This window comes from Paenibacillus sp. FSL K6-1330 (assembly GCF_037976825.1).
Lineage (GTDB): Bacteria > Bacillota > Bacilli > Paenibacillales > Paenibacillaceae > Paenibacillus_AQ.
Window position 1 is genome coordinate 3,821,017 of sequence record NZ_CP150269.1, and the last position, 25,379, is coordinate 3,846,395.

The following is a 25,379-nucleotide window of genomic DNA, read 5'->3' on the forward strand; positions in this document are numbered from 1 at the left end:
CGGAAAGTTTTATAAATTATTATAATATATAACAATTTGGGGATTAATTTCATGGTTCATATTATTAAAGCGAGCAATGATGAAACGTTCAACTAAACAAGCGCAGGGATCATTGCCGACAACCTGCAGCCCAACCCGAATAGGGTTTGGGTTGGCTACAGGGAGCACCCCAATCGGAGTGTATAAGAAATTGATCGAACGACACCGGAAAGGTCTCATATTACAATACAATGGTGATAGAACAACAGGATTCACTTACACGAGCATTTTGCATAATTCAATTTTCGATTCGAAGTCAAAGTCTGGCCGCATCCAAAGCTCCGTTTTTGAGATTTGGGTTATAAATGGACAGACGGGCAGAATTTCGGTGAGGCTTAAATTTTAAGCAGCGTTTTGAACGCGTTGCTTCGCGATGGCAAGTGCAGAGGCAAGTAACACAATGGCATTCAAATATTGGTGGGTCGTCACTTTGTGAATCCCGAAAACATGGAGTTGGTCTGCGGTTAAATAGGTCTTCATTCGAGAATTACAGCGTTCCACACTGGTTCGTTTATTGTAAAGTTCCTTCCAGCCTCGGCTTTCTCGATGAGGTAGTGCATAGCGCCTGAGATCCGTTTGACTGTTGATTTTGACGACCATTCCATAATTGCAGGATGAACAAGCGGCCATGCCTAAAGGGCAATCCACTTGACCTGTCGCATGCGGACAACGGAATTTCAAATGTGCCTTCTCCTGCCCCCAATACGTCATGAGAAAGCCCATCGAACAACGGGGTGTGCCTTTGCCGGTGATCCCCGCGGGCGGTTCCTTTTCATTTCGTGGATTCAGCGGGATAATCTATTCGCCCTTGAGCCACGCAATCCTGCCCGTTAGCTTAATAGAATGAGCAAGCTGCTGTAGCCTGCTCAATATTAAGCTTTATTCAACTAACGTGTCCCGTTAGAATTCCTGTAATACGAATAATTTGGGGTTTGAATAAAAACGAGCGCCTCGGTACGATGGGGTTGCGCACGAGGTCACTGCCTAAAAAAGCCCATCTGGAGGTCGCTCGATACCCTAAACACGACAAAACGGACATTCGTATCCTTCGGGCTTATGTGAAAATGATGCTGTCATTTTTTACATTCAACTCCTTTCATATTTCTCCAACCAGCTATTAGACGCAGGCAACTTCTGTTCTTTACGGTATTCTGCCCGTTAGCTTAGCACCAATCTACTTCGAAATACATGTTTGATGTTTGATTGTAAACTCGGGCTTATTTACGTAGTCCGCATAGTTTACGGCTCCGTTAAACTCCAAATAAGCCTGATAGCGAAATCGAACACTTGGCTGTGTAATCAAATCGAGAACTCTATCCTTCGCTACCCAACGGCTGTCGGTTGTTTCTTCAGAGAAAGATAATAATTTCCCACCAATAGGCTGACATACGAAATCAAATCCAACTTGTGTAGGAACATCAGTCACGCCGTCATACCATTTCTGTATCCCTGTATTCGAATAGACACCAACTAAACTGCCAACAGATACATCAATTCCGCTTTCCTCTTTGATTTCACGGATCAAACCATCTATCAGATTTTCTCCAACTTCCACTTGTCCACCAGGGTAAACCCAACCACCGTCACGAGTTTTTACTAAAAGTATATTTCCATGCCCATCTTCTACAAATCCACCAGTGGCTACTATATGCGTTGGAAATGGCATATTACGACCTCCTTATGAAAATAACAATTGTATATTTATTCCTCTGCCATCTTGAACTTTCCTGTCCGTTAGCTTAATGAAATTGCATGGTAACATAGTTAGATACTTATCTAATCGGTAATCGGCTCATGTTCTTGTCCTCGACTCGGGACAAGAACTTGTACCGATAAAACAAAAAAGCCGCTAAATTAGCGACTTTCTTTGGATAGAACTTCTCTTTTATTGGTGTTTAATCTTGCTATACTTACTTTCTATTTCATCAAATTCTTCTCTTGTTATCCCCAACAAAATATTATCATAAAATTTCCCACCCATATAAATAATTCGTCTTCTTCGTCCTTCTTCAATGAATCCGAGATTTTTATGGAATTTAAGTGATGCTTCGTTTATTTCAACACAGCTGGAATTGCATTTTTGCATCCGTAATTCATAGAAGCCATATCGCATAATAATTCTTGTTGCTTCTGATGCGTATCCATTGTTCCTATAACCTCTGTGCACTCCCAAGCCAAAACTAAACACTCCATTTTTGTGGTCTAATGAATTTAAGTTAATGAGTCCAACTAACTGATTATTTGATAGCGTTTCGATAGCAAACATCTTTCTATAATTGTCTTTGAAATTATCATACTTATCCGACACTTCGGCAACGTCTATATCATTCTTAGGAAGTTCGATACCCCATTCCATTAGCCGAATTGCTTCACTATCGGTGCTTTCCAATTTCCATTGTTCCCAATCACTTCTTTGAGTTGCCCTTAGTCTAATTTTAGTACCTTGCCAAAAATAACTTGATTCAATGATTGTCATAATTCATTCCCTATATTTGATATAAATGTAAATTACATCCTTTTCTATTGCGCCATATGTTGGACTTGTCAATTCACCTCTATCAGGCAAGATCATGATTATCCCAGAACGTCCTGTTATTCAACTATCCTGACCGTTAGTTGAACAAAAGCAGCCGATCGCGTAAACGGCTGGCTTCTCTTGTCTTCTATTGAACTAACGTTTCCCGTTAGCTTAATAAACTAAAGAGTCGGCCATTAACTAATCTCAGCAGTTAATTTTACAGCATCGATTCGATTTCCAGCTGGATCGAAATGTATGAATCGCAAATATCCATCGGGGTCTGTGTGAAATTCAAGTTGTTCGTCAATGTGCGCGGTAGCACATTTTAGTGTATTCGTTTGTTGAGAAACCGGAATTAGCTCGTATTTAAACCATGCCCCTTTATTTTTTTGCATGAACAGATAGAGTCTGTTATCCTCAAAGGTCACGACTACGGTGGATCTGGGGTCAATGCCGAAACGGTAGAATGTGTCGTAAAACAACCCGACTGCAAACCGTGGCGTATTGATAATAGTCAGTTGATCTAAAGCCTCGGTCAATTGATCTGCTTGCAATGAATCTATATTTCCTTCCGCAGTACTGTATATTCCCGCATACTTTTCAAGTGTATTTGGGGCTATATCTAACGGCTGTATAGCTCCGGGCTGGGCAACGTCTTCTCCCATCACGATCTTGGCTAAACATTGACTTATAATGTCTATGGGCGTGAGGTTGATATTGCTCAGCACGATAATAGCGATTTCCTCAGCGGTATAACGATTAAACTCCACATAAAACCCATTCATCGTTCCGTTATGCCAGACACGCTTTCTTGGCTTATTATTAATGGATTGCTCCGTTACAACCCAGCCATAGCTCCCGACAGGTGAGGTCATACTCCCGAATAATTGATCACGCACATGTTTTCCAATCAAATCATCCCTATATAACGCCCGATCCCAAAGATAAAGATCATCGATCGTTGAGTACATCACACCTGCTCCCACATGTAGGCACATGTCGACATACTCGGTTGGAATGATTCCTTTGCATATGGAGTACCCTGACGCAAATTGTTTCAGGAGTGTTCTTCCGTCTTCACATCCTGTATTCACTAAATTTAATGGCTTGCAGATGTGTTCAGATATATATCGTTCGTAAGATATCCCCGATGTCTTCTCGATAATGAAACCAAGCAAAATATAAGACGAACTGGTGTAACTGAATCCTTCTCCTGGGGGAAACTGAAGTGGTTTATCCTTAAACGAACCAATGGTTTGTTCTATAGTAGCATACAGCCTCATCGTTTCTTTCCAATAATTTGGGAAACTTGGATAATCAGGTATTCCTGAAGTGTTCGTCAATAAATGGTGGATCGTAATGATGTCGCCATTCGGATAATCTGGTATGTAAATTTGGATAGGATCATCAATGCGAAGCTTTCCCTGCTCTTGCAACTGCAACACCGCCATAGCGGTAAACCCTTTTGTAAGAGAACCGATACGAAACTTGGTTTGTGGGGTGTTGGGTACGTCGTGCTCAAAATTCGCCATGCCATATCCCTTTCGCAGCAATATCTTATTCCCTTCGGCTACCAAGACTGCCCCGTTGAAATACCCCCGATTCGCTAGTGCATCCATGTAATCGTTTAATTTTGCCACTGTGCGTAAAGCATTACTGGTTCTCATTTACTCTCCCCTTTGCTCTTGTGTATAATCTGCAACTGCGGTTTCAGCTTGGCAATTTCCATGTCTTGTTTAGTGCGTACGAGCTAAGCAGCCCAAGACCAATTTTAAGCTTAGTTTCACAATATCACAGGTATAGAAGTGCATATAGCGAGAAAATAATTATAATCAGATTTACCCCTTCCATTAAAGAAATCTGCCCGATAGCTTAATAAGCTAGAGCAGTTAAATGTAATTAAATGCTTATCTAATCGGCAATCGGGACAAGAACTTGTACCGATAAAACAAAAAAAGCCGCTAATAGCGACTTTCAAAGGGACCATGTTCTTGTCCACCGACAGTTCTGTTATCATTTCTTCACACTCATTCTTAACTTCATTGAAAATTTCTCCATATCCCCCCCTTACATCAATACGGTTCAAATTACAGATTCTTCTTACTAACTTATAGAACAGATACTCAATACGTCGCTTTTGGAGCAAACTGACCTTGATTCTTTAGAGCATAGTCAAAGAAACGAAGGATAAGTTCATTTTGTGTTTCAATCGCATAATATTTATCGATATCTGCTTCTTGGCCTTCTTGCAACAGGTTTGCCAATATAGGCGAGAATAAAGGCAGATCGGTTAAACTTAAATGCTTTGCGCCTTTAAAATGAACATTGTATGCACCTTTGAAATTTTTATTTGAAATTCTATTCGCGATATACGAAGAACTGCTGTCGAGCTGTATCCACACATCATCCGAATAAACGTTAAGAAGCGGGATGGTATAAGCTTCGGATTTTGCTTTTAATTCGTTTGTAACTTTATCATACACAAGCTCGCTAAAGAACGGAGCATCTATATTTACTACGGCGTCAATGTCATCGCGTTCTCTGCTCAGTGCTATGCTTGCGGCACCCCCCATAGAATGACCGAACACGCCTATTTTCTGTGTATCGATGCGTTCATATACAGAATCTTTTTTTTGCTCGGCTTGTTCCAGAATCGTATCCATGACAAAATCCATATCATCCGTTCGCAATTTCATCCATTTTTGAGTAAGCTCGAAAAACTCACCAACCGAATAAACCCCTTTATTTGCATTGTTGAATTCTTGCATGTACTCGGAGTTAATCATCACGACCTTTCCATCCTCGGAAACGGTATAAAAAGAATGATAGGGATGGTCAATTGAAACGACGACATAACCATAGCTCGCAAGTTCTGTAAAGGTAGAAGTATTGCTTGTTTTAATACCGAATGCTCCATGGGAGAACACAAGCAAAGGATAGGTTCCGTCTGCCTGTTCAGGATACCAAAATTCCACGTTAACAAACCGATTGTCTTTCTGATCCGTAAACTCTTCGATACGATTCTTGTCCACATAGCTGTAAGTGGCGGTCGCCACTGCATACGGACCTGTCACTTGCGGCAGCCTATGCTGTGGAAAAAGTAAAACAGGAACAAGGGTAATGACTACGGTCAGTGCTAACAAAAGGAATTTCCATACCGTAGAGAAAGCTTTGTAACGCGGGAGGTGTGTTTGTTTGCGCAGGAGCGCAACCATTTCCTTGAACGCTAATATAAAGAGCAAGCCTGCAAACAGTCCCCAAGTGTACTCCCATACGACAACTTTACCCAAGCTCAGCATCATGAATACTATAAACATTGCGATTCTCGTCCAACTCTTTATCTTGCTGCGGCTTTGCTTGGTTACAATGGAATAAACGGTAATTGCTAGCTCGAAGACCAACGTAACAACAAGTATTAAAATCTCCATAAGACTTCTCTGCTCCTCCTCCAACTTTTTATGAGTTGATCATAATAAATGGAAGAGCAGGTGTATACGCATAAACGATAAGCTGTAGCTGAGAGCCAATAGGTTGTAAAAAACAACGCAAAGTATTGTACTTACGCTGCGAATAAGACTTTATTTAGGAACGGTTTGTGTATATCTTCTAAACCTCGTTTTTAAATGTTTTTAGTCTTTCATTGATCTTTTGAGCTTCCTTTTTGTCATTCTTATACGTCAGCAGGCGAACGATAGCGTAAACTACGGCAATTTCCAAAGCCAATAATAGTATGTCGAAAGTGCCGTATACGAGATTCAATAGGACAGCCAGAGAAATTAATAGAGTTTCCAGAAAAAAGAAATGTAAAATCACTCGAAGGCGCATTTTATTCTCGCTAATCGCATGCGGCGTACATAAAATGATTCCGGTCAAAGCACCCAGAAAAGAGAAAGCCATAATTGTAAAAATCGTATTTAATTCGAAACTTGCATCAGGAGCATAGATTTGCCGCAAAATAGTGATGATTATAATGATGGAGGCGAATATAATTAAGAAACCTCTAAGCATTTCTTTTATGAGCTCGGAATACTTCATATAGTTCCCTCCTTTTATAATCCAAGCATATGTTTAAGTATTGGCACATACTGCCGTGAGATGACTACCTTCTCCCCGTTATCCAATAATGCTTGAAAACGGCCGCTGATCGACGGATGAATACTGGAAATCTTGGCTATATTTAGAATGGTGGATTTGGAAGCGCGAAAACAATGTTTCTCTTTGCAAAGTTCCTCCAGTTCATAAAGCTTTTGTTTGACTTCATGAACGTTGTTCTTACAATACGCAAACACTTTTCCGTCAACAGCTTCAAAATAATAAATATCACTAATTTTAATGCGGCTGATCTTATCCTCATGATAACCAAGTATAATGAGTGTTTCGGTTTTTATTTTATTAACGAGCTTATGTATTTCTTCGTCTACTTGGTGACACCTGATGCGGATCTCCTCTTCTTCTGTATTGTCTATTACTTCGATGAAAATTTTGATGAAAATCACCCTCGAAAATTCGAATTAAACTTGTTAACGTTTATAACGTTCGGTCTTTCGTTAGTTGTTAAAAGAAATTCACTCTTGATTATTCCCCATTTTTTCCCATCTCTTCGCTGAAATAACCTATGCCAAAATAGTGGCAAAATCCCTCTTTCACCCGCATTACGCAGCGATTGATATTCGAAATATCCTGCCGGTTAGTTGAACAAAGGTATGTGATCACGTTGATCGACTGCTTTCTTGTTTGATAACGCTAGCAATGAATCAATCCGATAGTTTTGATCGAATCCTTGATTCTCTATTACAAGAAAACATGGCTCTGTGATGTGTAAGTGCGTATCCAAAATGGTTTGCATGAAATTCCTCTTCTCCTATTGCCTGATGTAAGTATTGGAAAAACAGCACTCATGTTTCATTTGATGGAATTAAGTTTCAATTATGGTACTATATATTCTAATTGAAAGGTAATAAAATAAAAAGTACCCAATAAATAATTAGAATTATGTGAGTTTGCCCCACGCCATTGAGCAAATCTGCCCGTTAGCTTAATGAAACATAGTTAGGTACTTATCTAATTGGTATCCGATTATGTTCTTGTCCTTTTCGGCGATAAAATAAAAAAGTCGCTAATATAGCGACTTTCAATGGGACCATGTTTTTGTCCCCCGACATCAGACTACTTAGTGTGCCAGCTGAATATGGTAAATCACCTGAAAAGCCACTCTTATATGGGCAGATTTATACTTTACAAACGATTATAATTAGACAATTATCTAATCGGTAATCGGTATAAGTTCTAATTATGACCAGGCTTTTGGAAAGTCTTTTTCTTGTACCTTCTCTACAATTCTTTCAACACAATTTTCTAGTCCATTGGTGAACGTATCAACTTCAATATCGTAAATCTCTTCCTTATGTACAAAGTCCAATTGTGATCTAGATAATCCTATCCTGCGGTCCCCTCTTTCTTTTTCTCGACGTTCAAGCTCTGTTGTTGGACAATGAACACCCACAAACAATATAGGATACCCGGATAGAATTGCTTTGCAATCCGATCTTATAAATTCGTCATGAATAACATGGTCAATAATAAGATTAACAGCTTTATCAGAAAACATGGTAATCGTTCGATGAAAAAAATACTCGGTTTCAACCGGAATGAGCCGATCGTTGTCCCTATCTTCCATTCGTTCAATAACAACATCAAAATCGTCGATACTGTAATGGTAAAAATCAGGTAGCCGTTTAAGTAATTGTTTGGCTAGTGTTGTCTTCCCCGAGCTTGATACTCCATTCAGGAAAATAATATTCCCTCTTTTCATATGTCCCCCTCAGCTTACGTCATACTAAATGAATTACAAGATGAACGATAGCACTACCCCTCCAGCAAATCACAGATTAAAGACTCGTTGAAGTACTGCACTCTCGTACCAGATACGTAATCTTTGATAAAAGAAAGACCTATCCAGATTGTTGAATTATTTTTGGTAGCTTATTCTTCACATGGTTGAAATTTAAAGACCGCCGATTGTGTCGTCCGGCTGCTTACGTGTCTGTTTCGTTATCATTTCCCGTTAGTGATGTGCTTGATGAGAGAACCATATTTTTCACAACGTTCACGTACTTTCAGGTTCATCTCTACCAGGGTTATCATTCGCTCCTCTTAGACCTTAATTGTTTTCCTTTATCCAAGAACGCAACTTATCAGCATAGTAAGCGCGTTCATCTGGATCGGTCTGAGAACCCTTTGTCAGATAAAGTTGATCATTCACATATCTAGGATAAACATGGAGATGATAATGCCACACGTCTTGATTGCCAGCAGGCTCATTATGTTGCCGCGTAGAAATCCCATCACATCTATATGTACTTTTCATTGCAAACGCGGTAAGCTGAGCCGCACGGTGAATTTCAACAGCATAATCCGCAGGGAGTTCAAAAATGTTCTCGAAATGTTGATTAGGAACAACAAGAACATGTCCTTTATTGTTTGGCCACCATTTGCTCGCTATAAATGCCGTTACATATTCATTCTGGTAAATGTTATCTCTCTGTTTAGTTCCCATATTAACACGGCAAAATGGGCATTCGTATCCTTCAGGCTTATGAGAATATGTTTTCATTTTTTCTTGTTCAATCCCTTCATTTTTTTCCAATTGAGAATATAGACGCAGGCAACCTCTGTTCGTTGCGTTATTCTGCCCGTTAGCTTAATGAAATTGGATGGAAACATAATTAGATACTTGTCTAATCGGTAATCGGACCATGTCCTTGTTCTTTACGGCAATCGGTATAAGTTCTTGTCCCGATAAAACAAAAAAGCCGCTAAAATAGCGACTTTCTTTGGGACTATGTTTTTGTCCCCCGACAGCAAGTTTACCACTTATATTAGGGCTGCTAATTACAACGTATACTTCAATATAAGTACTACCAAATATTGGAGTTGCTTTCGAACTGGAAAATACTTCTTTAACAGAAATCCATTCCTTATCTTCCGTTTCATGATAAATAGCTTCTAATGGAGTCGGAAAAGATCTTTGATTATCTCCAAATAAATAATATTTCGATTTTCATATGAACTACCATAATATTTTAACAAAAAAATTTACTGAACATGTATTTCCGTTTTGATATCATTTTGACTTAAAAATTTCATTAAATCATTACTCAGCTGCACAATCTCATTGTTAGCATTATTCGCATAATCCGGCAACATCATATCGCTAACCATTTTAGTTCCTAGCCATGTCATAAAGAAAAGATCCAAAAATAAGTTTGGAAATTTAAGCACCATTTTAAGCATGGGTGGATCAATTGAAACGCCAGCTTTTTGTATTGCCTTTAGATACGCTTTTAAAGTGACTGTTATTTTGCGTGCCGTCTTTCTGGTTCTGGCTGTTTTTTTGTTCATTATCTTATTCTCAGATTGCAAAACGCTCAACATGGCAATGTCTGATACGGAATGTGTGATTAGATACGCTTGCATATCCTTTTTAATAACGTAGGGAAGCTTTGCTGTTTTAAATAATTTTGCGAGGTTTTCTATGCGTTCTGTCACTACACCATTAATTTCTCCAAATGCCGTTGCCGCTATAATCTTTGGTAGAAATCGAGCATGCAATACTCCATCTTTAATCTGTCCGCCGAAGCCGGGAAAAGCCGGTAAAAGTCTATCCCCTACGATATCCAGCCACGAAGAAAATCCAATTGAATTACTAGTCATCGTAACTATATTTTTGCTTTGATTATCTTTTAGTGCTAACAATGCCGATTCGGACCGATCATAACGAACGGCAACGAAAATAAAATCGTATACATCGTCATTTTCAAGCGTATCAATGACATTCACTTGTATCGATCTAACTGTACCTTTTTCTTTATATTGCAGGCCATTTTCTCTTAATGATTTAAATCTATTAGAATGTGCAAACAGGGTAACGTCAAACCCTGCTTCAATAAGTTTAATTGCGTACATGCTCCCGATGACACCTGCACCAAAAATTAAAATTCTATCTTGTTTTGCTGACATTAAAACCACCCCTACTTATTAACTTTTCCTTTTGATTATCAGACAACATGTTGTATGATGTGATCATAAATCTTTATTATTCCTTGATCAACCATCAGTTTTTTATTATTTGTCGGATGATATCTTATTCGCAAGTAGGAGGGAAACATGAAAAAGCAACCCCAAATAACGGAGAAAACAAAACAAAAGTTTGTAGAGGTTTTTTGTGAGTTATATAGCCAAAAGCCGATTGAGAAAATTTCGATTCAGGAAATTGCGAATAAGTCAGGATATAACCGCAGCACCTTTTATCAATACTTTACTGACATTTACGAATTGTTAGACTCTGTTGAAAATGACTTATTAAATGACATGAAAAAAGAATTGGCGAGTAAAGAACTATCGATGCATACGGTTCAAGATACGCTCTATTGTCTGGACAAAAGAGAACATCTCCTGGTTCTTAGTGCCCTTTTGGGCGATTATGGAAGTACCCATTTTTTAAAACGCTTAAAAAAAGAAATCACTTTGGATCAATTAGAATTAAACGTTCCGCAAAACCATTCCTTAACGCCATACTTAATTGAGTTTTACCTGACAACTTCCCTTTCTTTATTCCGTCTTTGGCTCCAGCGTCAAAAGGATTTATCGTCAGAAGAATTTTTCAAGTTAGTGGAGAACCTATATTCAAGAGGGATTACGCCCTATTTTAAAGAATGAGTCTGTCATTCAAACCAAATCCATATGTTGTATAACAATAAGATAGCATTGAAGACGCATATGTTCGTGAACCTGTTGATAAAACAAAATAGCATAACCAGGAAGAAGTGTTGCTGATAGCTTGACAATTCGTCAATATGAAAAAACTCCCCTCACAGTAACAGGATTTATTATTTCACCTGTCTACCGTATGGGGAGAATACAACTTTTAGGAATAAGGTCTTAATGTTGTAATAACATTTGGCTCACTGTGACAGAAGAAGTTATCACTATTGTTAAGCTAGATATACTTTTGGGTTAGGCTTTACTGTGAAGGGTAACTAGGTAACCGTCTGGGTCGGCAAATGTAAAAGTTCGTCCGAATGGTCCATCTATTGGTGAGGATGTAATCTTTACGCCTGCTGCAATAAGCTTGTCGTGGATTTCTTGCGTATTGGGGGCATGAAGCCACAGAGCGACACCAAGTCCAGGCTGATTACCTGAACCGAGTTCTGTTTCAGGCAACAGGTCACGAAGAGCAAATGCAATAGGCTTTGTTTCAAAGACTACAGCATGAGGTGGCCCTGCCTGTGAGCGAACTAGTCCAAGATAGTTTTGATAGAATTCTGCAGAGCTTTCAAGATTACTCACTTGAAGTGAAATGAAGTCGGGTCCAATTGCTGACATAATGTTAATGTCCTCCTTTGTTATATGGGGTTGTTATGTTGTAATACTGACTTGAGTAAAAAACAATCACAGATAGATTTGGATACTTCTCCAGGGATCTTTTCAAGGAAACCGCCAATACAATGCACATGTCAATGGAAGCTCTTTGTAACTATACGGCATGACTATAACGCACGATTCGTGTCTAGAGCTTTTGTCTCAAAAGCCAGAGCTCTCTACTCATAACTCGCTCGTAGGTTATCCGCCATCGCCTCGAGATAAGCATCGGCGATCCATTCGTTTCATTATAGAGTCATGTAAATAACCTCACTCTCACTTTGGTTGTCTTGATTATACAAGCCCCCTACTGCCAACAGTATGTCAGTAGTCCCATAGATGAGTTAGAAGATAAAATTAAGTTTCTGGTGAGAAAGATGGAGGTGTTATTTTGTTTACGAGTCCCTCCATTTAATTCTGCCTATTAGCTTAATGAATTAACGGCCGTTAATTCATTAAATAGATATCTAATCGGTAACCTCGGCTTATGTTCTTGTCCATTCCGGCAATCGGTACAAGAACTTGTACCGATAAAACAAAAAAGCCGCTAAAAATTGCGGCTCTCAATGGGACCATGTTCTTGTCCCTCGACAGGCCATCCTTTTCAGGATGGCCCCTTCTGTCTTGAAACCTAATCTCTGCCGGTCAACAGTCGTCTTCCTAACTGCAGTCGGGCTTCAAGTTCGATCCTGTTTTTGCAATCTTCGCAGTAATGCATTCCTTTGGAATTTCGTTTCACACGGTCGTAAGCTTGAGTCCCCTCAATGACATAAAACTCTCTTCTGCAACTATTACAGGTGGAACGAAAACGAAAAACTCCATCGATTTCTTCTTGCATTGAATCCCCTCCCGTCAATCAAGTCAAAGCCCAGTACTATTGACGTTATAACTGCGATGCGATATAACTGAATAAATTCTAAATAACACACTGTATTAATTATTTTAATGCAGTGTGCTAAATAAGACAAGGGGGCGTTTACCGTTGCCAAAAGTCGTGGACCACGCTCAAAAGAGAAAACTAATCGCCGAATCAGCATGGAATATCATTGAGGAAAAAGGGGTTGAACATGCGTCAATCCGTGCCGTTGCAGCTGCAGCAGGGTTGTCACCCGGCGCATTGCGGCATTATTTTTCAACACAGGACGAACTGTTGCTATTTATCGTAGATTATTATTTGACAAGAGGAGTTGCCAGAGCAGAAGAGCGCCTGGAAATAAGCCCTATTCCGATGAAGGCTGCGAGGGAAATTCTGTTACAACTGCTTCCTTTGGATGCGGAAAAACGAACTGCTGTCGGCGTCTGGTGGATCTTCGCCATCCGATCCCTCACGAGTTTGGCATTACAAGCTAAAAAAGACGAGCTCACTGACGGACTCCACTACTTGACTAAAGCTGTCCTTGAAATTCTAGCTAAGGCGAAGCTTCTCCCCTCTTCAGTGGACATTCAACTCGAAACATTAAGATTGGCCTCGATTGTGGAAGGCTTGACGATACTCGCATTGCTCCGCCCTGAGCTATACACACCGGAGACCGTTGAGCAGATCATCACCCGCCATCTTCAGGAGCTATGCTCGTAAGCTACGGATGGATGAGCACATAGACGATTCCTGAAAAAAACTTGCCGTTACTTATGGTACGATACTCCGTGTTTTGATCTTCAATTAATCTGCCCGTTAGCTTAATGAAATTGCATGGAAGCATAGTTAGATATTTATCTAATCGGTAATCGGCTCATGCTTTTGTCCTTTACGGCAATAGGTACAAGTTCTTGTCCTAGACTGGGGACAAGAACTTGTACCTATAAAACAAAAAAGCCGCTAAATTAGCGACTTTCTATGGGATTATGTTTTAGTCCCCCAACAGATTCAGTTCAATAGCAAGTTGTGATTGGCAATAGTTATCGAAAAAGTTAGCCGGCTTTGGAGTCGGCTAACTTCAATGTCTTCATTGAGATATCGTGTCACGTTAACGTAATCTACTTTTGGAAATAAGGTCATCTAACCGTCTGGTAAACGAGGCCTAAGGCTCCAGAATCAAATGTCTTGTTTTCGATAAGTTTAAGATTGATCTTCTCCTTGAGACCTTGGAATAACGGCAACCCGCTGCCGATCAGGACGGGAGAAACCGTAATTTTATACTCATCTATTAAATCAAGCTGCATAAGGTAGTGTGCGAACCTAGGACTGCCGAGGATGACCATATCCTTGCCTGGCTGCTGTTTGAGGTTCATGATCTCTTCCTCGACATCTTCTTTCACCAGTCTGGAATTGTTCCATTCGACTTTCTCCAACGTCGTGGAAAAAACGATTTTGGCTGTCTTTTCGATCCACTCGGCATGATTCCTTTCATGCTGCGAGGCTGATGGGTTCGAAGGCACAGATGGCCAGTAACTGTGCATCATCTGATAAGTCCCACGTCCCCAAATGACAGTGTCGGCAGTACTTAGAATTTCTTTCGCGTGCTTCTCCAAATCAGCATCGTAAGAAACCCAGCCAATGTCCATTTCACCGTTCGGCCCTTCTACAAAACCGTCAAGCGATGCGTGCAAAAATAGAACAAGTTTTCTCATTTTCAGTTCTCCTTTGTTCATAGAGATATCTACATTAACTATATTATAGGACATTTCAGCTTGGTTGTTTCTTATGGATTGCTAATCACAAATGGAGTATTTAGTCTAGATTGCGTTCCCGTTAGATATAGTTAGATGCTTATCTAATCGGTAATCGGCTCATGTTCTTGTCCATTACGGCAATCGGTACAAGTTCTTGTCCTTGGCTCGGGACAAGAACTTGTACCGTAAAAACAAAAAAAGCCGCTAATTGCGACTTTCAAAGGGAACATCTACTTTTCCCCCGGCACATGTACGTACCGGTTCCGGTCATTTGTAACACTCCCTTCACTCTTTCTTTTTTTTGAAGAAATCGAACTTGATCACATAATCAAAGAGAGAGGTGATTGCAACAGATCCAAGTGGAATCATTGCGTATGCCCAAGGCGGATTATTTGGAGCTTCACCAGGGGGTGCATCTATTAAAATCTCAAAAAGAACGACACAGTAAATTACGGCCAATACAATACCTGTTACGTTCCTATCTTTTTTACGCATAGCTATTTTTCACCTCCCTTAAACATGAACAACCACTGAAAATAAATCCTCTTATGAAAATTAAAAATAATTATATTGCTTTAATCTGTATTTAAACCATTTTCAAGCAACAATATGAGTTGGCCATGCCACGAGCATTCCTCCAAATTCATATGGGTAACTATTCCACAATTTATTTTAACACGAAATTGAATTCTACTGCCCGTTGCTCCGCCCCCTCCCACGCGATGCGGCAGTCGCCGGATTATCGCCGTTTAAGACGGCAAAGTCGTCAGCAATCTGAATCCAACAGGCGGCGCTTGGTGGAGGCATATTCATCCATGTCGGGACAAGAACTTGTACCGTAAAAACAAAAAAAGCCGCTAATTGCGACTTTCAATGGGACTATATTCTTGTCCCCCGACAGTAAGGAAGTTAGATTTGTTCTGTGAGCTCTTAAACCAGTTTTCTATAAAACTGCGACTGTTACAACCTAAAGGTGCATATTTTTACAACAGCAGCCGCAAGTAGTTGGCTGCTGTTGTAGTAAGGTTCGTTGTATTCAAGTCAATTAAATCAACTTGATGATTTTGTTGAACGTAGGATACAAGAGAAAATGCCGACCAACACGGACGCCTCAGATTAAACACCCTCATTTTGAGTTTACTTTAATTAAATTCCTTTTTAACAAAGTCAATGAGCTGGGACTTCAATGCATCACCGCGCTCTCCCTTATGGTACATATCTGTTCCGTGATAACCACTCTCATCCACAATTAGCTCTTTATCAGTTGCTCCGGATGCTTGATATAATTTTCGCACTTCTTTTTCAATTGAGCCTCCATAATCACCAGGTGAAAAAACAAACAAGGATGGTGCTTTAATCTTTTCGACACTTGGTATTGCATCAAGGGGCCCACATTGTGCAGGAGAAGAAAGAATAATGAGCCCCTCAATAGGCAGCTCTTGACGAACGCCTGCAATGATTGCTGTACTACCGCCACATGATGCTCCTGCCAAAAACACTTTTTGTGCACCCAATCGTTTGAGTTCGCTTAAGGCTGCTTCGGCATCACGATCTATATTCTGATTATCCTCTGGAAAATTCTGTGAGGCACCGTGATTACGATATTCAGGAATAACAACCAGATATCCACTGTCAGCCAGTTCAGTTCCCATGTCAAGAAAAGAGCAAATGCTATAGCCTTGCTCGTGTGCAAGCAGGACTCCTTTATTTCCGCTACCAAGCACAAGTGCTGACAGATACACCCCATCACTGGTTGTCAATGTAGTTGCTTTATCACGTAACTCATCTGGAACACAACTATTCACAAGATGCCCGTTAGAAGAACTCGCCGTTCGATCCGGCCAGGCAGGATCATACTCAACTGGTGGGTTTGATGGTATGTTCGTCACTTCAGCAAGTGGTGTTTCATTCCCGGTCTCAGTTGTGGGGGATGTATTTTGAGGTGGATTAGTTGAAAAATGGTCTTCATTTGACGATACAGGCATTTTTTCGGAGCATCCTGTAATCGTTGCTAACAAAATGAGCAAGACAAGTACCGTTTTTGCTTCTTTAAAAGATACGATCATAGATTTTCCATACCTCCAACTTTCACTGAATTTATAACAGATTGTTCTATTATTGGCTTTTTTCTTGGAATCCTCTGCCTTTGTCACTTGTATAGGGGATTGAACACCGTTTATTCCAGCTCGTTATAACAAAAACGTCTCTCGACGTACTTTCTCAGTATACAGACTTTAGCAGAAGTTTTTCATGCGAGATAAGGATGCTAAGCCTCGGATGTTTATACTTTTTTATCTGTTAATAAAATAGATTCGTCCATTGTATTGTCGCTTGCATTGTTTTCCAACGTCGTCACTTCTACACGTTCTAGAGTCTGGGCGAACATCTTTTCATTTCACGAAGAAATCGATTGATCTGATGCGCATTCTCCTAGAGCGAACACTGTTAAAAGCGTTACTACTGGAAAGCAAAACGATTGGAACATATTTTTTTCTTCATTTTTTGTACCTCCGTGTACTTCGATTTTTCTTCTCCAAAACAATACGAAAATCAATTTTTAGTTTCATATATTTGTTAATATTATTTATTAATATAGTCCAGAGATATCATCATTTATTGAACAAATTGTCAACAAATTGTCTCCGAGTTTCAATCAGTTAGATATTTATCTAATATGTATTTTCGATCATCAAATAATAAGTTCTAAAACCTCCCCGGATTATTCAATGAAACAAAACAACCCCCAATCAAATCATTTGATTGGGGGTTGTTTTGAATATGGTGTTATCTGATGGATACGCCATCTAGGAAACACTAACATTTCTTTTATGTAATTTCTTAAATACCGAGTATTCCTTATTGGACTTAATAAAACTTAATATCTTTTCGGCACATTCTGTTGGATTCATCTCTTCCGTATTTACTTCGAGGTCATATTCATCAAAGCAATATACTTTGCTAAACTGTGAAGCTGCTAGTCCAATCTGTCTATCTCCTCTTGTTTGCTCTCTTCTTATGAGTTCTTCTTTCGAGCATTTTACACCTATAAATAACGTAGGCTGATCGAAAAATTGATCAAGAAACTCATTAAACCTCTTGTCATTGTCGATTACGGTATCTACTATTACATTAAATCCCATTTCTGATAACAATTTAATTGTCGAATGATACACTGAGAATATGGAATCATCAAGTATTTGTGAGACAATCTGATGATCTATTTCTCTTGTAGGTTCATCTGGAAATTTATTATTAATAAAATCATTGTAATTATTAAAAAAATCATCAATTGATAAATGATAAAAAAGAATCTCTTTCTGATTTATCAGTTCAGTCGATATAGAGGTCTTTCCGGAACTTGAAGTTCCATTTAGATAAACTAATATCCCTTTCTTCAATTTAATCATCCCTTCAAAAAATAATCATTTCGTATCTTTCAGATAACGTTATATTCACAAATTTCATAAAATTATCCAACTCAGAAAATATTCGAGAAACGATTGAATTATCCTGCCAGTTAGTTCAACGAGCTGCCGAAGAAGCACGAATACCTCACTTTTTCTCCCCTTGTACCGTTTCTTCAGTTATTGGAACTTTTCAAACTCGTTTTTTAACCAGTACTGATTTTGGATGACAAGAACATTTATACTTTGCCGTCTTCGTTGCAACTTCGCTTAATTACCGATCTGTCTTTGGTTCGGGACAAGAACTGTTCCGATAAAACAAAAAAGCCGCTAAAATAGCGACTTTCTATGGGAGCATTCTTGTCCCTCGACAGGATCCCATAACTGCTCCCATCCCTGCTTGTTTAATCGTTAAAACACAAAAGTCCGCAGTTGCGCGGCTTTTAAGCGTGTATGTTTTTGTCGTCTTAAACCAGTTTTCTATAAAACTGCGACTGTTACAACCTAAATGGTGCATATTTCTACAACAGAAGCCGCAAGTAATTGGCTGCTGTTGTTGTAAGGTGCGTTGTATACAGGTCAATTAAATCAACTTGATGATTTTGTTGAACGTCAATTATTCTGTGGGATGGTGTTCGGTTATGTCCCCAAGAGTCACCCCCTACCGCTGAACCGTTGGATCGCTTCCTCGGTCACCGGCTGGAAAAGGTTAATGAGGTTGCCGTCGGGATCACGGAACAACACAGCACGGTTCCCCCACGGCATCGTGGTCGGTTCCTTTACCCACTCGTCGACAAACGGTTTCAAGCGCTCGTATTCGGCATCGACATCGTGGACGCGGAACTCGAGGATGACAGTGCGATTGTCGGCCGCCACAGCGGAACCAACGCCGAACAGCGGCACCGTCTGGGAGTGACCGATCGCCAGGGTACACGATGGCACAACGAGTTCCGCAAAGGCAGCCGCGGGACGTTCCGCCGAAACACCCATGACTTTCTCATAGAACTCAACAAGACGATCCACATCGTCGGTAATGATACGTACAGAAGCAAAATTCATAAAATACCATCCTTCCTATAATAAATGATACAGTACCATATCATTTTTGGGGCAAGAACAAGCTCTCCACCCCATTATGTTTACTTAATCGATAATAAAATAACGCTACTGACAACGGTATGTCAGTAGCGTTTTAACATTTTCGGGCATTCTCTATGCTAATGTTGATCTCCCCCCCGTTGTCGCATGCACCTGTTTTCGATATGGGCCCCAATTCATCTACCTGCAGACCGTTCTCTTTCAGACGTTAGGTCATTGATTGCCATTCCGCTTGACATGGAAATGCACACGTCCTGTCTGCCACCGGTCCCCCCCTAAAATTCCCCGTGTCGCTGCAATCTCTGACTCTCTAGTATGAATATTTTTACTCATAAATGAATAGATCCAGGATTACATTTGAACTGCAGTCATATGCATATCCTGCGTGGTATGCTCATGAGGTGATCATAGAAGAAAAACCGCCTTTGATTATGCGGCTGGATTGTGTGTATTCCTCTATTGTCTCCCGTTAGAACTCCTGGCACAAGACAAGCAAGATCAACTGATTGAAAACATTACCGTTCATCATCTCATCGTCGGCTTAGATATCGCTTAGGAGGTTCATGTGGTCGTGCAGTCAGCTTTAGAGGTATTGCTGGGACGAGGACCTCAACTTAAGTTGACAAAATTGACGTCCGCTCTATCGTTTCTATTCTGGCGTCATAAGGACTTGAGGCGTTCCCATTGGTCGTAGCAAATATAGTAGAAATTCATCCCTGCACGTTTCTTTGCACTGCCCGTAACGCAATTTCATGAAGATCACGGAAACGCCAGCCTAACAGCTCATACCCCTCGGCACCAGGGTGCAAGCCATCCGTCAGAAAGGTTTCATCCTCTGGGCCGAGCCAGTTCAAGCCATCTTGATAGAACAACTGGCGATCGCCCCGAGCCCTTAGCAGCTCGACGGTCTCACGGATGAGCTCACGCATCATAGGCAGGGTGAAGCCCAGCGAATTGAGCTGCGTTTCGCGGAGAGTGCCATAAATCGGAGAAATGACAAGCAGCGGGGTGTCCCTATGTTTGTCGCGTATCGTCTCCAGCAGACCAATCAGCAGCGGCTTGAACATACGTGGGCTTAAGGTGCCCCCGCCATAGATGTTCACCCCCGCACAAATGGAGATGAAATCGGCCGGCAAGTCGCGAATCAGCCGTCCGATCATCGGTTCCATATGGCAGTTGCCCGAGAAGCCAAGATTGGTCAAGCTGAAACCGCAGGCTTCGGCGGCAATGGCAGGCCAAGCGCGGGAAGGGCTGGAAGCCCCGACGCACTGGGTAATGGAGCTCCCGTACGTAATCCAGCGGGGCCGGGTGTCCGGCAGCGGGACTCCGATAGCTTGAGCCCCAATCCGCAGGCCGGTTACGGTCATTCCTATATTTTGCGGAAGCCAAATCTCCATATCCTTGGTTCCGTCCCCAAGTCCGCTGAACAAGGCTTCTGTCGCTCCGGCGGGTAGGCTGATCGTCTCGCATAATTCTCCTCCTGCCACGCAATCCATGGCGGCATTATCCGCAAGCGGTGCAAAAGATACTGCCACCTCGGTGGAGTCCGTGCGCAGCCGCAGGCGAATACCGGCACACATCTCGGCTTTGCCATCGATTCCCGCGGGTGGATACAGTTCGTAATCCATGTAAGGAATACGCCAGGGCTTGAATCCATTATCCCTGCGCTCGAGCGACACGGCCCCGTGGAACCACTCATCCGTTAATGGAAGCTGCTTCACGTCGCATTCCCTCCCTTCTGCTTCTCAGCCGGAATGAAATCTTCTCCCAGCCATACATCCTGCTCCAGCAGCCGCTGCTGAAGCTCGGCTATGGAAATGCCGCGCGAGACAGTGCCATCCCGCAGCGCCAATGCAGCCGCCGTTCCCGAGGCCTGGCCCATGGAGAAGCAGTTCGGCATGACCCGCAGGGAGCCTTGCACTGCTCGATCCGAAGATACACATCGACCGGCAACCCAAAGGTTGTCGATGCCAATCGGCAGCATGATCCGGTATGGGACGCCGTGTGAAACCCCTGGCGGAAGGTGGTTAAAAGTCATTTCGCTTTTGCTGTTGGCGAGATGAATATCGATGTAATATGCGTTGCGGGCAATGTCATCCGGGAAGGAGCGCGCAGCAATGAAATCATCGACCGTCAGGATATAGTCCCCTTCGATACGCCTAGTCTCACGGATGCCGAGCTGCTCCCCGCTCGCCACCATATGGGCGTGTTCAAAACCCGGCACGTAGCGGCGGAAGAACTGCAGCTGGCGTTCCGCCGTGCGGCGCCCTTCAATCGCCCCCCGCGTCAAATCCTCAGCAAGGGTGCCGTCAACGCCGAATACATGGCCGAAGTTGACGCCAACCAAATAGTCGCTGACCCAAGCAAGGCCGGAGATCGATTTGCGGCCCTCCGGCAGCGCGCCGTCCTCGATCGCCAGCTCCACCGTCTTGTGCAGTTGGCCCGTATCCCCGCTCTCCTCCAGGTACTGTTTGAACCTTGGACGGTCTACATTCGCAAGCAAATAGCACATGCTGCCAGGCTGAAGTTCGCCCGCTTCCCCGCCCTTCTGAAAAGGAACTCCCGCCAGTGCGGCAATATCCCCATCTCCCGAGCAATCGATAATATACCGGCAGGGAATGAAAGATCGTCCTGTCTTGTTTACGACAACGACACCCTCAACCTTCCGGCGGTCCTCAGACCGGACAACTTCGTAAACAAAGGTGTGATACAACGGCGTCACACCGCTTTCCAGAATGGCATCATCATAAACCCGCTTCAGCACTTCGGGATCGATCGGCACCCAATCCAGCATCTCTTGATATTCCTCGCGGTACTGGGGATCGCATGCCTGCTTCATTCGTTCCATCAGCTCAAGGCCGAGACCGCGGATAATCGGCTTCCGCTTATCCGTAAAGGGACAGAAAGCCGGAACGAGCGCAACCGTACCCATGCCGCCAAGGAAGCCTCTCTGCTCCACCAGCATCGTTTGCGCTCCCCCTTTCGCAGCGGCAATGGCCGCGGCGATTCCTGAAGCTCCTCCGCCGATCACCAGCACATCCACTTCGCAGGCAACCGGAATGCTGACGGATGGCAACGTAATATGTCCTTTCATAGAAACCTCTCCATTCTGTATAGCTTTAACTTGTCATAGTTGCTTATTGACTGTGCCTTCCAGACAAAGATGCAGCAAATCATCTACATGCGCAGTTGCCAGGCATTCTACGGTATCGGCCGCGCCGTAGTAGATTTTGACTTCCCCAGTATCCTCCAGAATCATGCCCCCCGGAAAAATAACATGATTGCGAAAGCCTCCATCGGTCTCATAATCAGCTTCCGGGGCAAGCAGCGGCGTCTCCGCCCTGCCGATAATCCGGCCGGGATCGGCAAGATCCAGCAGCAAAATGCCGGACGTATAACGCTTCTTCCAGCTGTCCTCCCAGCCGTTCTTGCCCCGCCTGCGATCAATGTCCACGGCATGGAATAGGGTCAGCCAGCCTTTGTCCGTTTTGACGGGCGGAGCGCCCGGGCCTACCTTGTCATTGGCATAGGCTACATCTTCAACCGCCAGCAGCAGCTTGGAATTGCCCCAGTATTTCAGATCAGGCGAGTCGCTCATCCACATGTCAAAGCGGTCAATCCCGCCCCGACTGTATACAGGCATCGGTCGCTCCAGCCGGACATACTTGCCCCCGATCCGCTCCGGGAACAATACCATGTTGCGGTTGTCCGGCAGCGACAGACTCAACACCTCGAAGGAGCGGAAATCCTCGGTGACGGCGATGCCGCCGCGCAGCCCATGCTTGGTATCGACCGCAAAGCACATATAGCATTGCTCGCCGATTACCGTTAGACGCGGATCATACACACGGATGACCTCTTCATCATGCCAGGACCAGCACGGCTTAGGCTGCACATCCCACTTTATGCCGTCATCACTGAAGGCCAGACCAAGATTCGTTGTATGATGAGGAGCAACAATCCCCTTAAGTTCATCGCCGTAGTCATTGCGAAAAACCATCACATATTTGCCTTTAAATTTGGTAACTCCGGCATTAAAGACCATCGCCGGACCGTAGGGCACATCACCCGGAGTCAGAATCGGATTTCCGGCATACCGCGTAATGATCGGGCTGGAAAACAAAGGTCCCACTATAGAATCTCTCATTTGCATCATGCTCCTTCTAAAGGTTCTTCAAAAAGTTCACTTTTGATCACGAAGTGAATCAGGAAGTAACTCGGCATCGAATCTTGCATTCATACGTGCCTTCCGGTGCTCACGTACCCAAAACGTACGCTCCGCTCCTCAGCCCCTGGCTTCATCCAACCTTCTCGGTGCTGAAAACCGGACTTTTTGTACACGCACTTATATATGGAATTGAGTTTAACCTTTAACTGAACCGGCCGTTACTTGAATAAAGGACTTATTCGCCACAATATAAGCGAGAAGCATCGGCAGGATCGACAGGCATGCTCCCGCCATCATCAAATGAATCTGCATAGCCGCGGAAGAACCGTAACGAAGATTCGCCAACCCGACGGTGAGCGTCTGCAGCTGCGGATTCGTCATTGTGAACACCAGCGGCAGAATATATTCGTTCCAGGCATGGCGGAAGGCAAACAGTCCTGCCACGCCAAGCCCCGGTGTTAGTAGCGGGAGAATGATCCGGAAGAAGGTTCGGACGAACCCGGAGCCGTCCACCATGGCCGCTTCATCAAGCTCGCGGGGAATCGCTTTGAAGAATCCCAGCAGCATAAAAAATGTGCTGGAATGGGCGCTGATCAGAATTAGGATCACTCCCCACAGCGTGGTATTCAAGTTCAGCGCGACCATCAAATCGAATTGCGGGCGCAGCACAATGGCACCAACGGATATAAACATCATCGACGCCTGCGTCGTCACATACAGGGATTTGCCGGGAAAATGGCGGCGATCCACCACATAAGCCGCCATGGCAGCGACCAGCAAGGTGCCGACGGTAACCATAATGCTGACAAATGCGCTGTTCCAGGTATAGCGGGCAAAATTGGCCTGCTTCCAGGCTTCGGCATAATTGACGAACTGCAGCTTGGCCGGCAGCAAGCTTCCTCCGGTCATCATTTCGGCGCCGGTCTTGAGTGAACCGGACAATGTCATCAACAGGGGAAATAATGTCAGTATCGCCGTTATCAATAAAAACAGCCACATCACCGCACGGCCCACTATTTTGCCAGTGTGACCGGAAGGCGGTCGGGCGGCGATTTTACCTCGCGCGTCCGGCTGTTGGGGTAACACCTGTTCGTTCATTTGCTGTTCCTCCTGCACGCCTGCAGCCGTTCATGATCAACCGATCTGCGGCTTGTTGTGAAATCGTAATGGCCCTATGCAAAGTTGCAATGTAGACTTTTTGAACAACCTTCTAATTCAACTTGTTCATTTTACGGCTTAATAAGAAATACAAGCCCGTGATCGCTCCCACAATAACTGCGGTGGCGAAGCCTACGGCGCTGCCGTATCCTAGCTGCTGCTCGACAGGAGAACCCGTGGATACCGGGAACAACAGTTTGTACAGGTAGAGATACATGACCTCGGTTTTGCCGATCGGTCCGCCTTCCGTGATGAGCATAATGCTCTCATAGCCTTTCAGGGATGCGATAATTGCGAGCATGATGACCAACTGGGCTATCGGAGCCAGCATCGGAAGCGTAATGCTCCAAAACCGTCTTCCGGCGTTTGCGCCGTCCATGGCCGCGCTCTCGTATAAATCCTGCGGAATGCTCTGCAGTCCGGCCAGAAACAGCAGCATATAATTGCCGACCGCGCCCCATACCGCCACAATAATGACCGTAAGCATCGCATGCTTCGGCCCGAGCCAGTCGATCGGCTGCGAGACCAGGTGCAGCTTCATCAATACGGTGTTAACCATCCCGTTATAGGAATTGAAGATCGTATAGAACACCACGGAGATAACCGCAGTGCTGATGATTGTCGGCATAAAATAGATTCCTCGCAGCAGATTTCCGCCCCGCAGCTTGCCGTTCAGGACGACCGCGAGCAGCAGGGACAACGGCAGCGTTAGCAGAAGCTTGCCTCCGGCGTAGATAAAGGTATTGCCAACCGATTCCCAGAACAGCGCATCGCGCATCAGGCGACGGAAATTGTCCAGACCAACGAACAGCGCATCGCCATATCCCGCATAGTCATAAAACATATAACGCAGCATCCATAACAAGGGATAGATGCCCAGAGCCAACGTCAAAATGATGCTCGGGGACAGAAACAGAGCATTCTCCCCCCCGCGTTTCCATTTAAAACTCACGATTCGTTCCTC

23 protein-coding genes and 1 pseudogene are annotated in these 25,379 nt (G+C 43.2%); 2 read left to right on the top strand and 22 right to left on the bottom strand.

The features are described 5' to 3' along the window. Positions 1–381: 381 nt before the first annotated feature. The 10 genes and pseudogenes from NYE54_RS17230 to NYE54_RS17275 form a co-directional block, all read right to left on the bottom strand. Positions 382–849 (bottom strand): annotated as a pseudogene (locus NYE54_RS17230) (transposase); the annotation flags it as partial. A 364-nt stretch (positions 850–1,213) separates the two neighbouring features. After that, on the bottom strand, positions 1,214–1,705 hold the full coding sequence (locus NYE54_RS17235) for an NUDIX domain-containing protein (protein WP_339264801.1): 492 nt from the start codon (positions 1,703–1,705) through the stop codon (positions 1,214–1,216). Positions 1,706–1,924: 219 nt separating this feature from the next. Continuing rightward, complete coding sequence (locus NYE54_RS17240; protein ID WP_339264803.1) at positions 1,925–2,515, bottom strand: GNAT family protein; 591 nt, start codon at positions 2,513–2,515, stop codon at positions 1,925–1,927. 236 nt (positions 2,516–2,751) lie between these two features. Then, the gene (locus NYE54_RS17245) at positions 2,752–4,224 is read right to left on the bottom strand and encodes a serine hydrolase domain-containing protein (protein WP_339264805.1); all 1,473 of its coding nucleotides are present in this window, start codon (positions 4,222–4,224) and stop codon (positions 2,752–2,754) included. A gap of 456 nt (positions 4,225–4,680) precedes the next feature. Continuing rightward, complete coding sequence (locus NYE54_RS17250; RefSeq protein ID WP_339264807.1) at positions 4,681–5,985, bottom strand: dienelactone hydrolase family protein; 1,305 nt, start codon at positions 5,983–5,985, stop codon at positions 4,681–4,683. Between the two features lie 178 nt (positions 5,986–6,163). After that, positions 6,164–6,592: a DUF3021 family protein gene (locus NYE54_RS17255; protein WP_339264809.1), complete on the bottom strand. Its 429-nt coding sequence runs from the start codon at positions 6,590–6,592 to the stop codon at positions 6,164–6,166. Positions 6,593–6,606: 14 nt separating this feature from the next. Continuing rightward, the gene (locus NYE54_RS17260) at positions 6,607–7,053 is read right to left on the bottom strand and encodes a LytTR family DNA-binding domain-containing protein (protein WP_339264810.1); all 447 of its coding nucleotides are present in this window, start codon (positions 7,051–7,053) and stop codon (positions 6,607–6,609) included. A gap of 794 nt (positions 7,054–7,847) precedes the next feature. Further along, positions 7,848–8,369 (bottom strand): AAA family ATPase, encoded by a 522-nt coding sequence (locus NYE54_RS17265; RefSeq protein ID WP_339264812.1) that lies wholly within the window; start codon positions 8,367–8,369, stop codon positions 7,848–7,850. A 348-nt stretch (positions 8,370–8,717) separates the two neighbouring features. Beyond that, positions 8,718–9,203: an HIT domain-containing protein gene (locus NYE54_RS17270; RefSeq protein ID WP_339264814.1), complete on the bottom strand. Its 486-nt coding sequence runs from the start codon at positions 9,201–9,203 to the stop codon at positions 8,718–8,720. A 449-nt stretch (positions 9,204–9,652) separates the two neighbouring features. Next, complete coding sequence (locus NYE54_RS17275; protein WP_339264815.1) at positions 9,653–10,576, bottom strand: 2-dehydropantoate 2-reductase N-terminal domain-containing protein; 924 nt, start codon at positions 10,574–10,576, stop codon at positions 9,653–9,655. A 147-nt stretch (positions 10,577–10,723) separates the two neighbouring features. Here NYE54_RS17275 and NYE54_RS17280 point away from each other — a divergent pair, with 147 nt between their 5' ends. Next, positions 10,724–11,275 carry a TetR/AcrR family transcriptional regulator gene (locus NYE54_RS17280; protein WP_339264816.1) on the top strand — a complete coding sequence of 184 codons (552 nt, stop codon included), beginning with the start codon at positions 10,724–10,726 and terminating at the stop codon, positions 11,273–11,275. A 297-nt stretch (positions 11,276–11,572) separates the two neighbouring features. Here the strand turns inward: NYE54_RS17280 and NYE54_RS17285 are convergent, their stop codons facing one another. Together NYE54_RS17285 and NYE54_RS17290 are read right to left on the bottom strand one after the other, a co-directional pair. Further along, positions 11,573–11,941: a VOC family protein gene (locus NYE54_RS17285; protein WP_339264818.1), complete on the bottom strand. Its 369-nt coding sequence runs from the start codon at positions 11,939–11,941 to the stop codon at positions 11,573–11,575. A 667-nt stretch (positions 11,942–12,608) separates the two neighbouring features. Further along, on the bottom strand, positions 12,609–12,815 hold the full coding sequence (locus tag NYE54_RS17290; RefSeq protein WP_339264820.1) for a hypothetical protein: 207 nt from the start codon (positions 12,813–12,815) through the stop codon (positions 12,609–12,611). 144 nt (positions 12,816–12,959) lie between these two features. On the opposite strand from NYE54_RS17290, the gene NYE54_RS17295 reads away from it, so the two are divergent. Continuing rightward, positions 12,960–13,553 carry a TetR family transcriptional regulator C-terminal domain-containing protein gene (locus tag NYE54_RS17295; RefSeq protein WP_339264822.1) on the top strand — a complete coding sequence of 198 codons (594 nt, stop codon included), beginning with the start codon at positions 12,960–12,962 and terminating at the stop codon, positions 13,551–13,553. Between the two features lie 416 nt (positions 13,554–13,969). On the opposite strand, the gene NYE54_RS17300 is transcribed toward NYE54_RS17295, so the two are convergent. The 10 genes from NYE54_RS17300 to NYE54_RS17345 form a co-directional block, all read right to left on the bottom strand. Next, positions 13,970–14,545, bottom strand: a complete 576-nt coding sequence (locus tag NYE54_RS17300) for a dihydrofolate reductase family protein (protein WP_339264824.1) — start codon at positions 14,543–14,545, stop codon at positions 13,970–13,972. Between the two features lie 327 nt (positions 14,546–14,872). Next, a complete protein-coding gene (locus NYE54_RS17305; protein ID WP_339264826.1) occupies positions 14,873–15,082 on the bottom strand; it encodes a hypothetical protein in 210 nt (69 codons plus the stop codon). A gap of 647 nt (positions 15,083–15,729) precedes the next feature. Further along, positions 15,730–16,653, bottom strand: coding sequence for an alpha/beta fold hydrolase (locus tag NYE54_RS17310; protein ID WP_339264828.1), 924 nt, complete (start codon positions 16,651–16,653; stop codon positions 15,730–15,732). Between the two features lie 738 nt (positions 16,654–17,391). Next, positions 17,392–17,985, bottom strand: coding sequence for an AAA family ATPase (locus NYE54_RS17315; RefSeq protein WP_339264830.1), 594 nt, complete (start codon positions 17,983–17,985; stop codon positions 17,392–17,394). Between the two features lie 660 nt (positions 17,986–18,645). Further along, entirely contained in the window at positions 18,646–19,050 is a 405-nt protein-coding gene (locus NYE54_RS17320) for a VOC family protein (RefSeq protein WP_076321369.1), read from the bottom strand. Positions 19,051–19,799: 749 nt separating this feature from the next. Further along, positions 19,800–20,810, bottom strand: a complete 1,011-nt coding sequence (locus NYE54_RS17325) for an SGNH/GDSL hydrolase family protein (protein WP_339264834.1) — start codon at positions 20,808–20,810, stop codon at positions 19,800–19,802. Beyond that, entirely contained in the window at positions 20,807–22,183 is a 1,377-nt protein-coding gene (locus NYE54_RS17330; RefSeq protein ID WP_339264836.1) for an FAD-dependent oxidoreductase, read from the bottom strand. The genes NYE54_RS17325 and NYE54_RS17330 overlap by 4 nt, the downstream gene beginning before the upstream one ends. Positions 22,184–22,216: 33 nt before the next feature. Beyond that, positions 22,217–23,236 (bottom strand): glycoside hydrolase family 130 protein, encoded by a 1,020-nt coding sequence (locus NYE54_RS17335; RefSeq protein WP_339264838.1) that lies wholly within the window; start codon positions 23,234–23,236, stop codon positions 22,217–22,219. Between the two features lie 216 nt (positions 23,237–23,452). Further along, on the bottom strand, positions 23,453–24,355 hold the full coding sequence (locus NYE54_RS17340; protein WP_339264840.1) for a carbohydrate ABC transporter permease: 903 nt from the start codon (positions 24,353–24,355) through the stop codon (positions 23,453–23,455). A 112-nt stretch (positions 24,356–24,467) separates the two neighbouring features. Further along, positions 24,468–25,367 (bottom strand): sugar ABC transporter permease, encoded by a 900-nt coding sequence (locus NYE54_RS17345; protein ID WP_339264842.1) that lies wholly within the window; start codon positions 25,365–25,367, stop codon positions 24,468–24,470. Positions 25,368–25,379 lie beyond the last annotated feature (12 nt).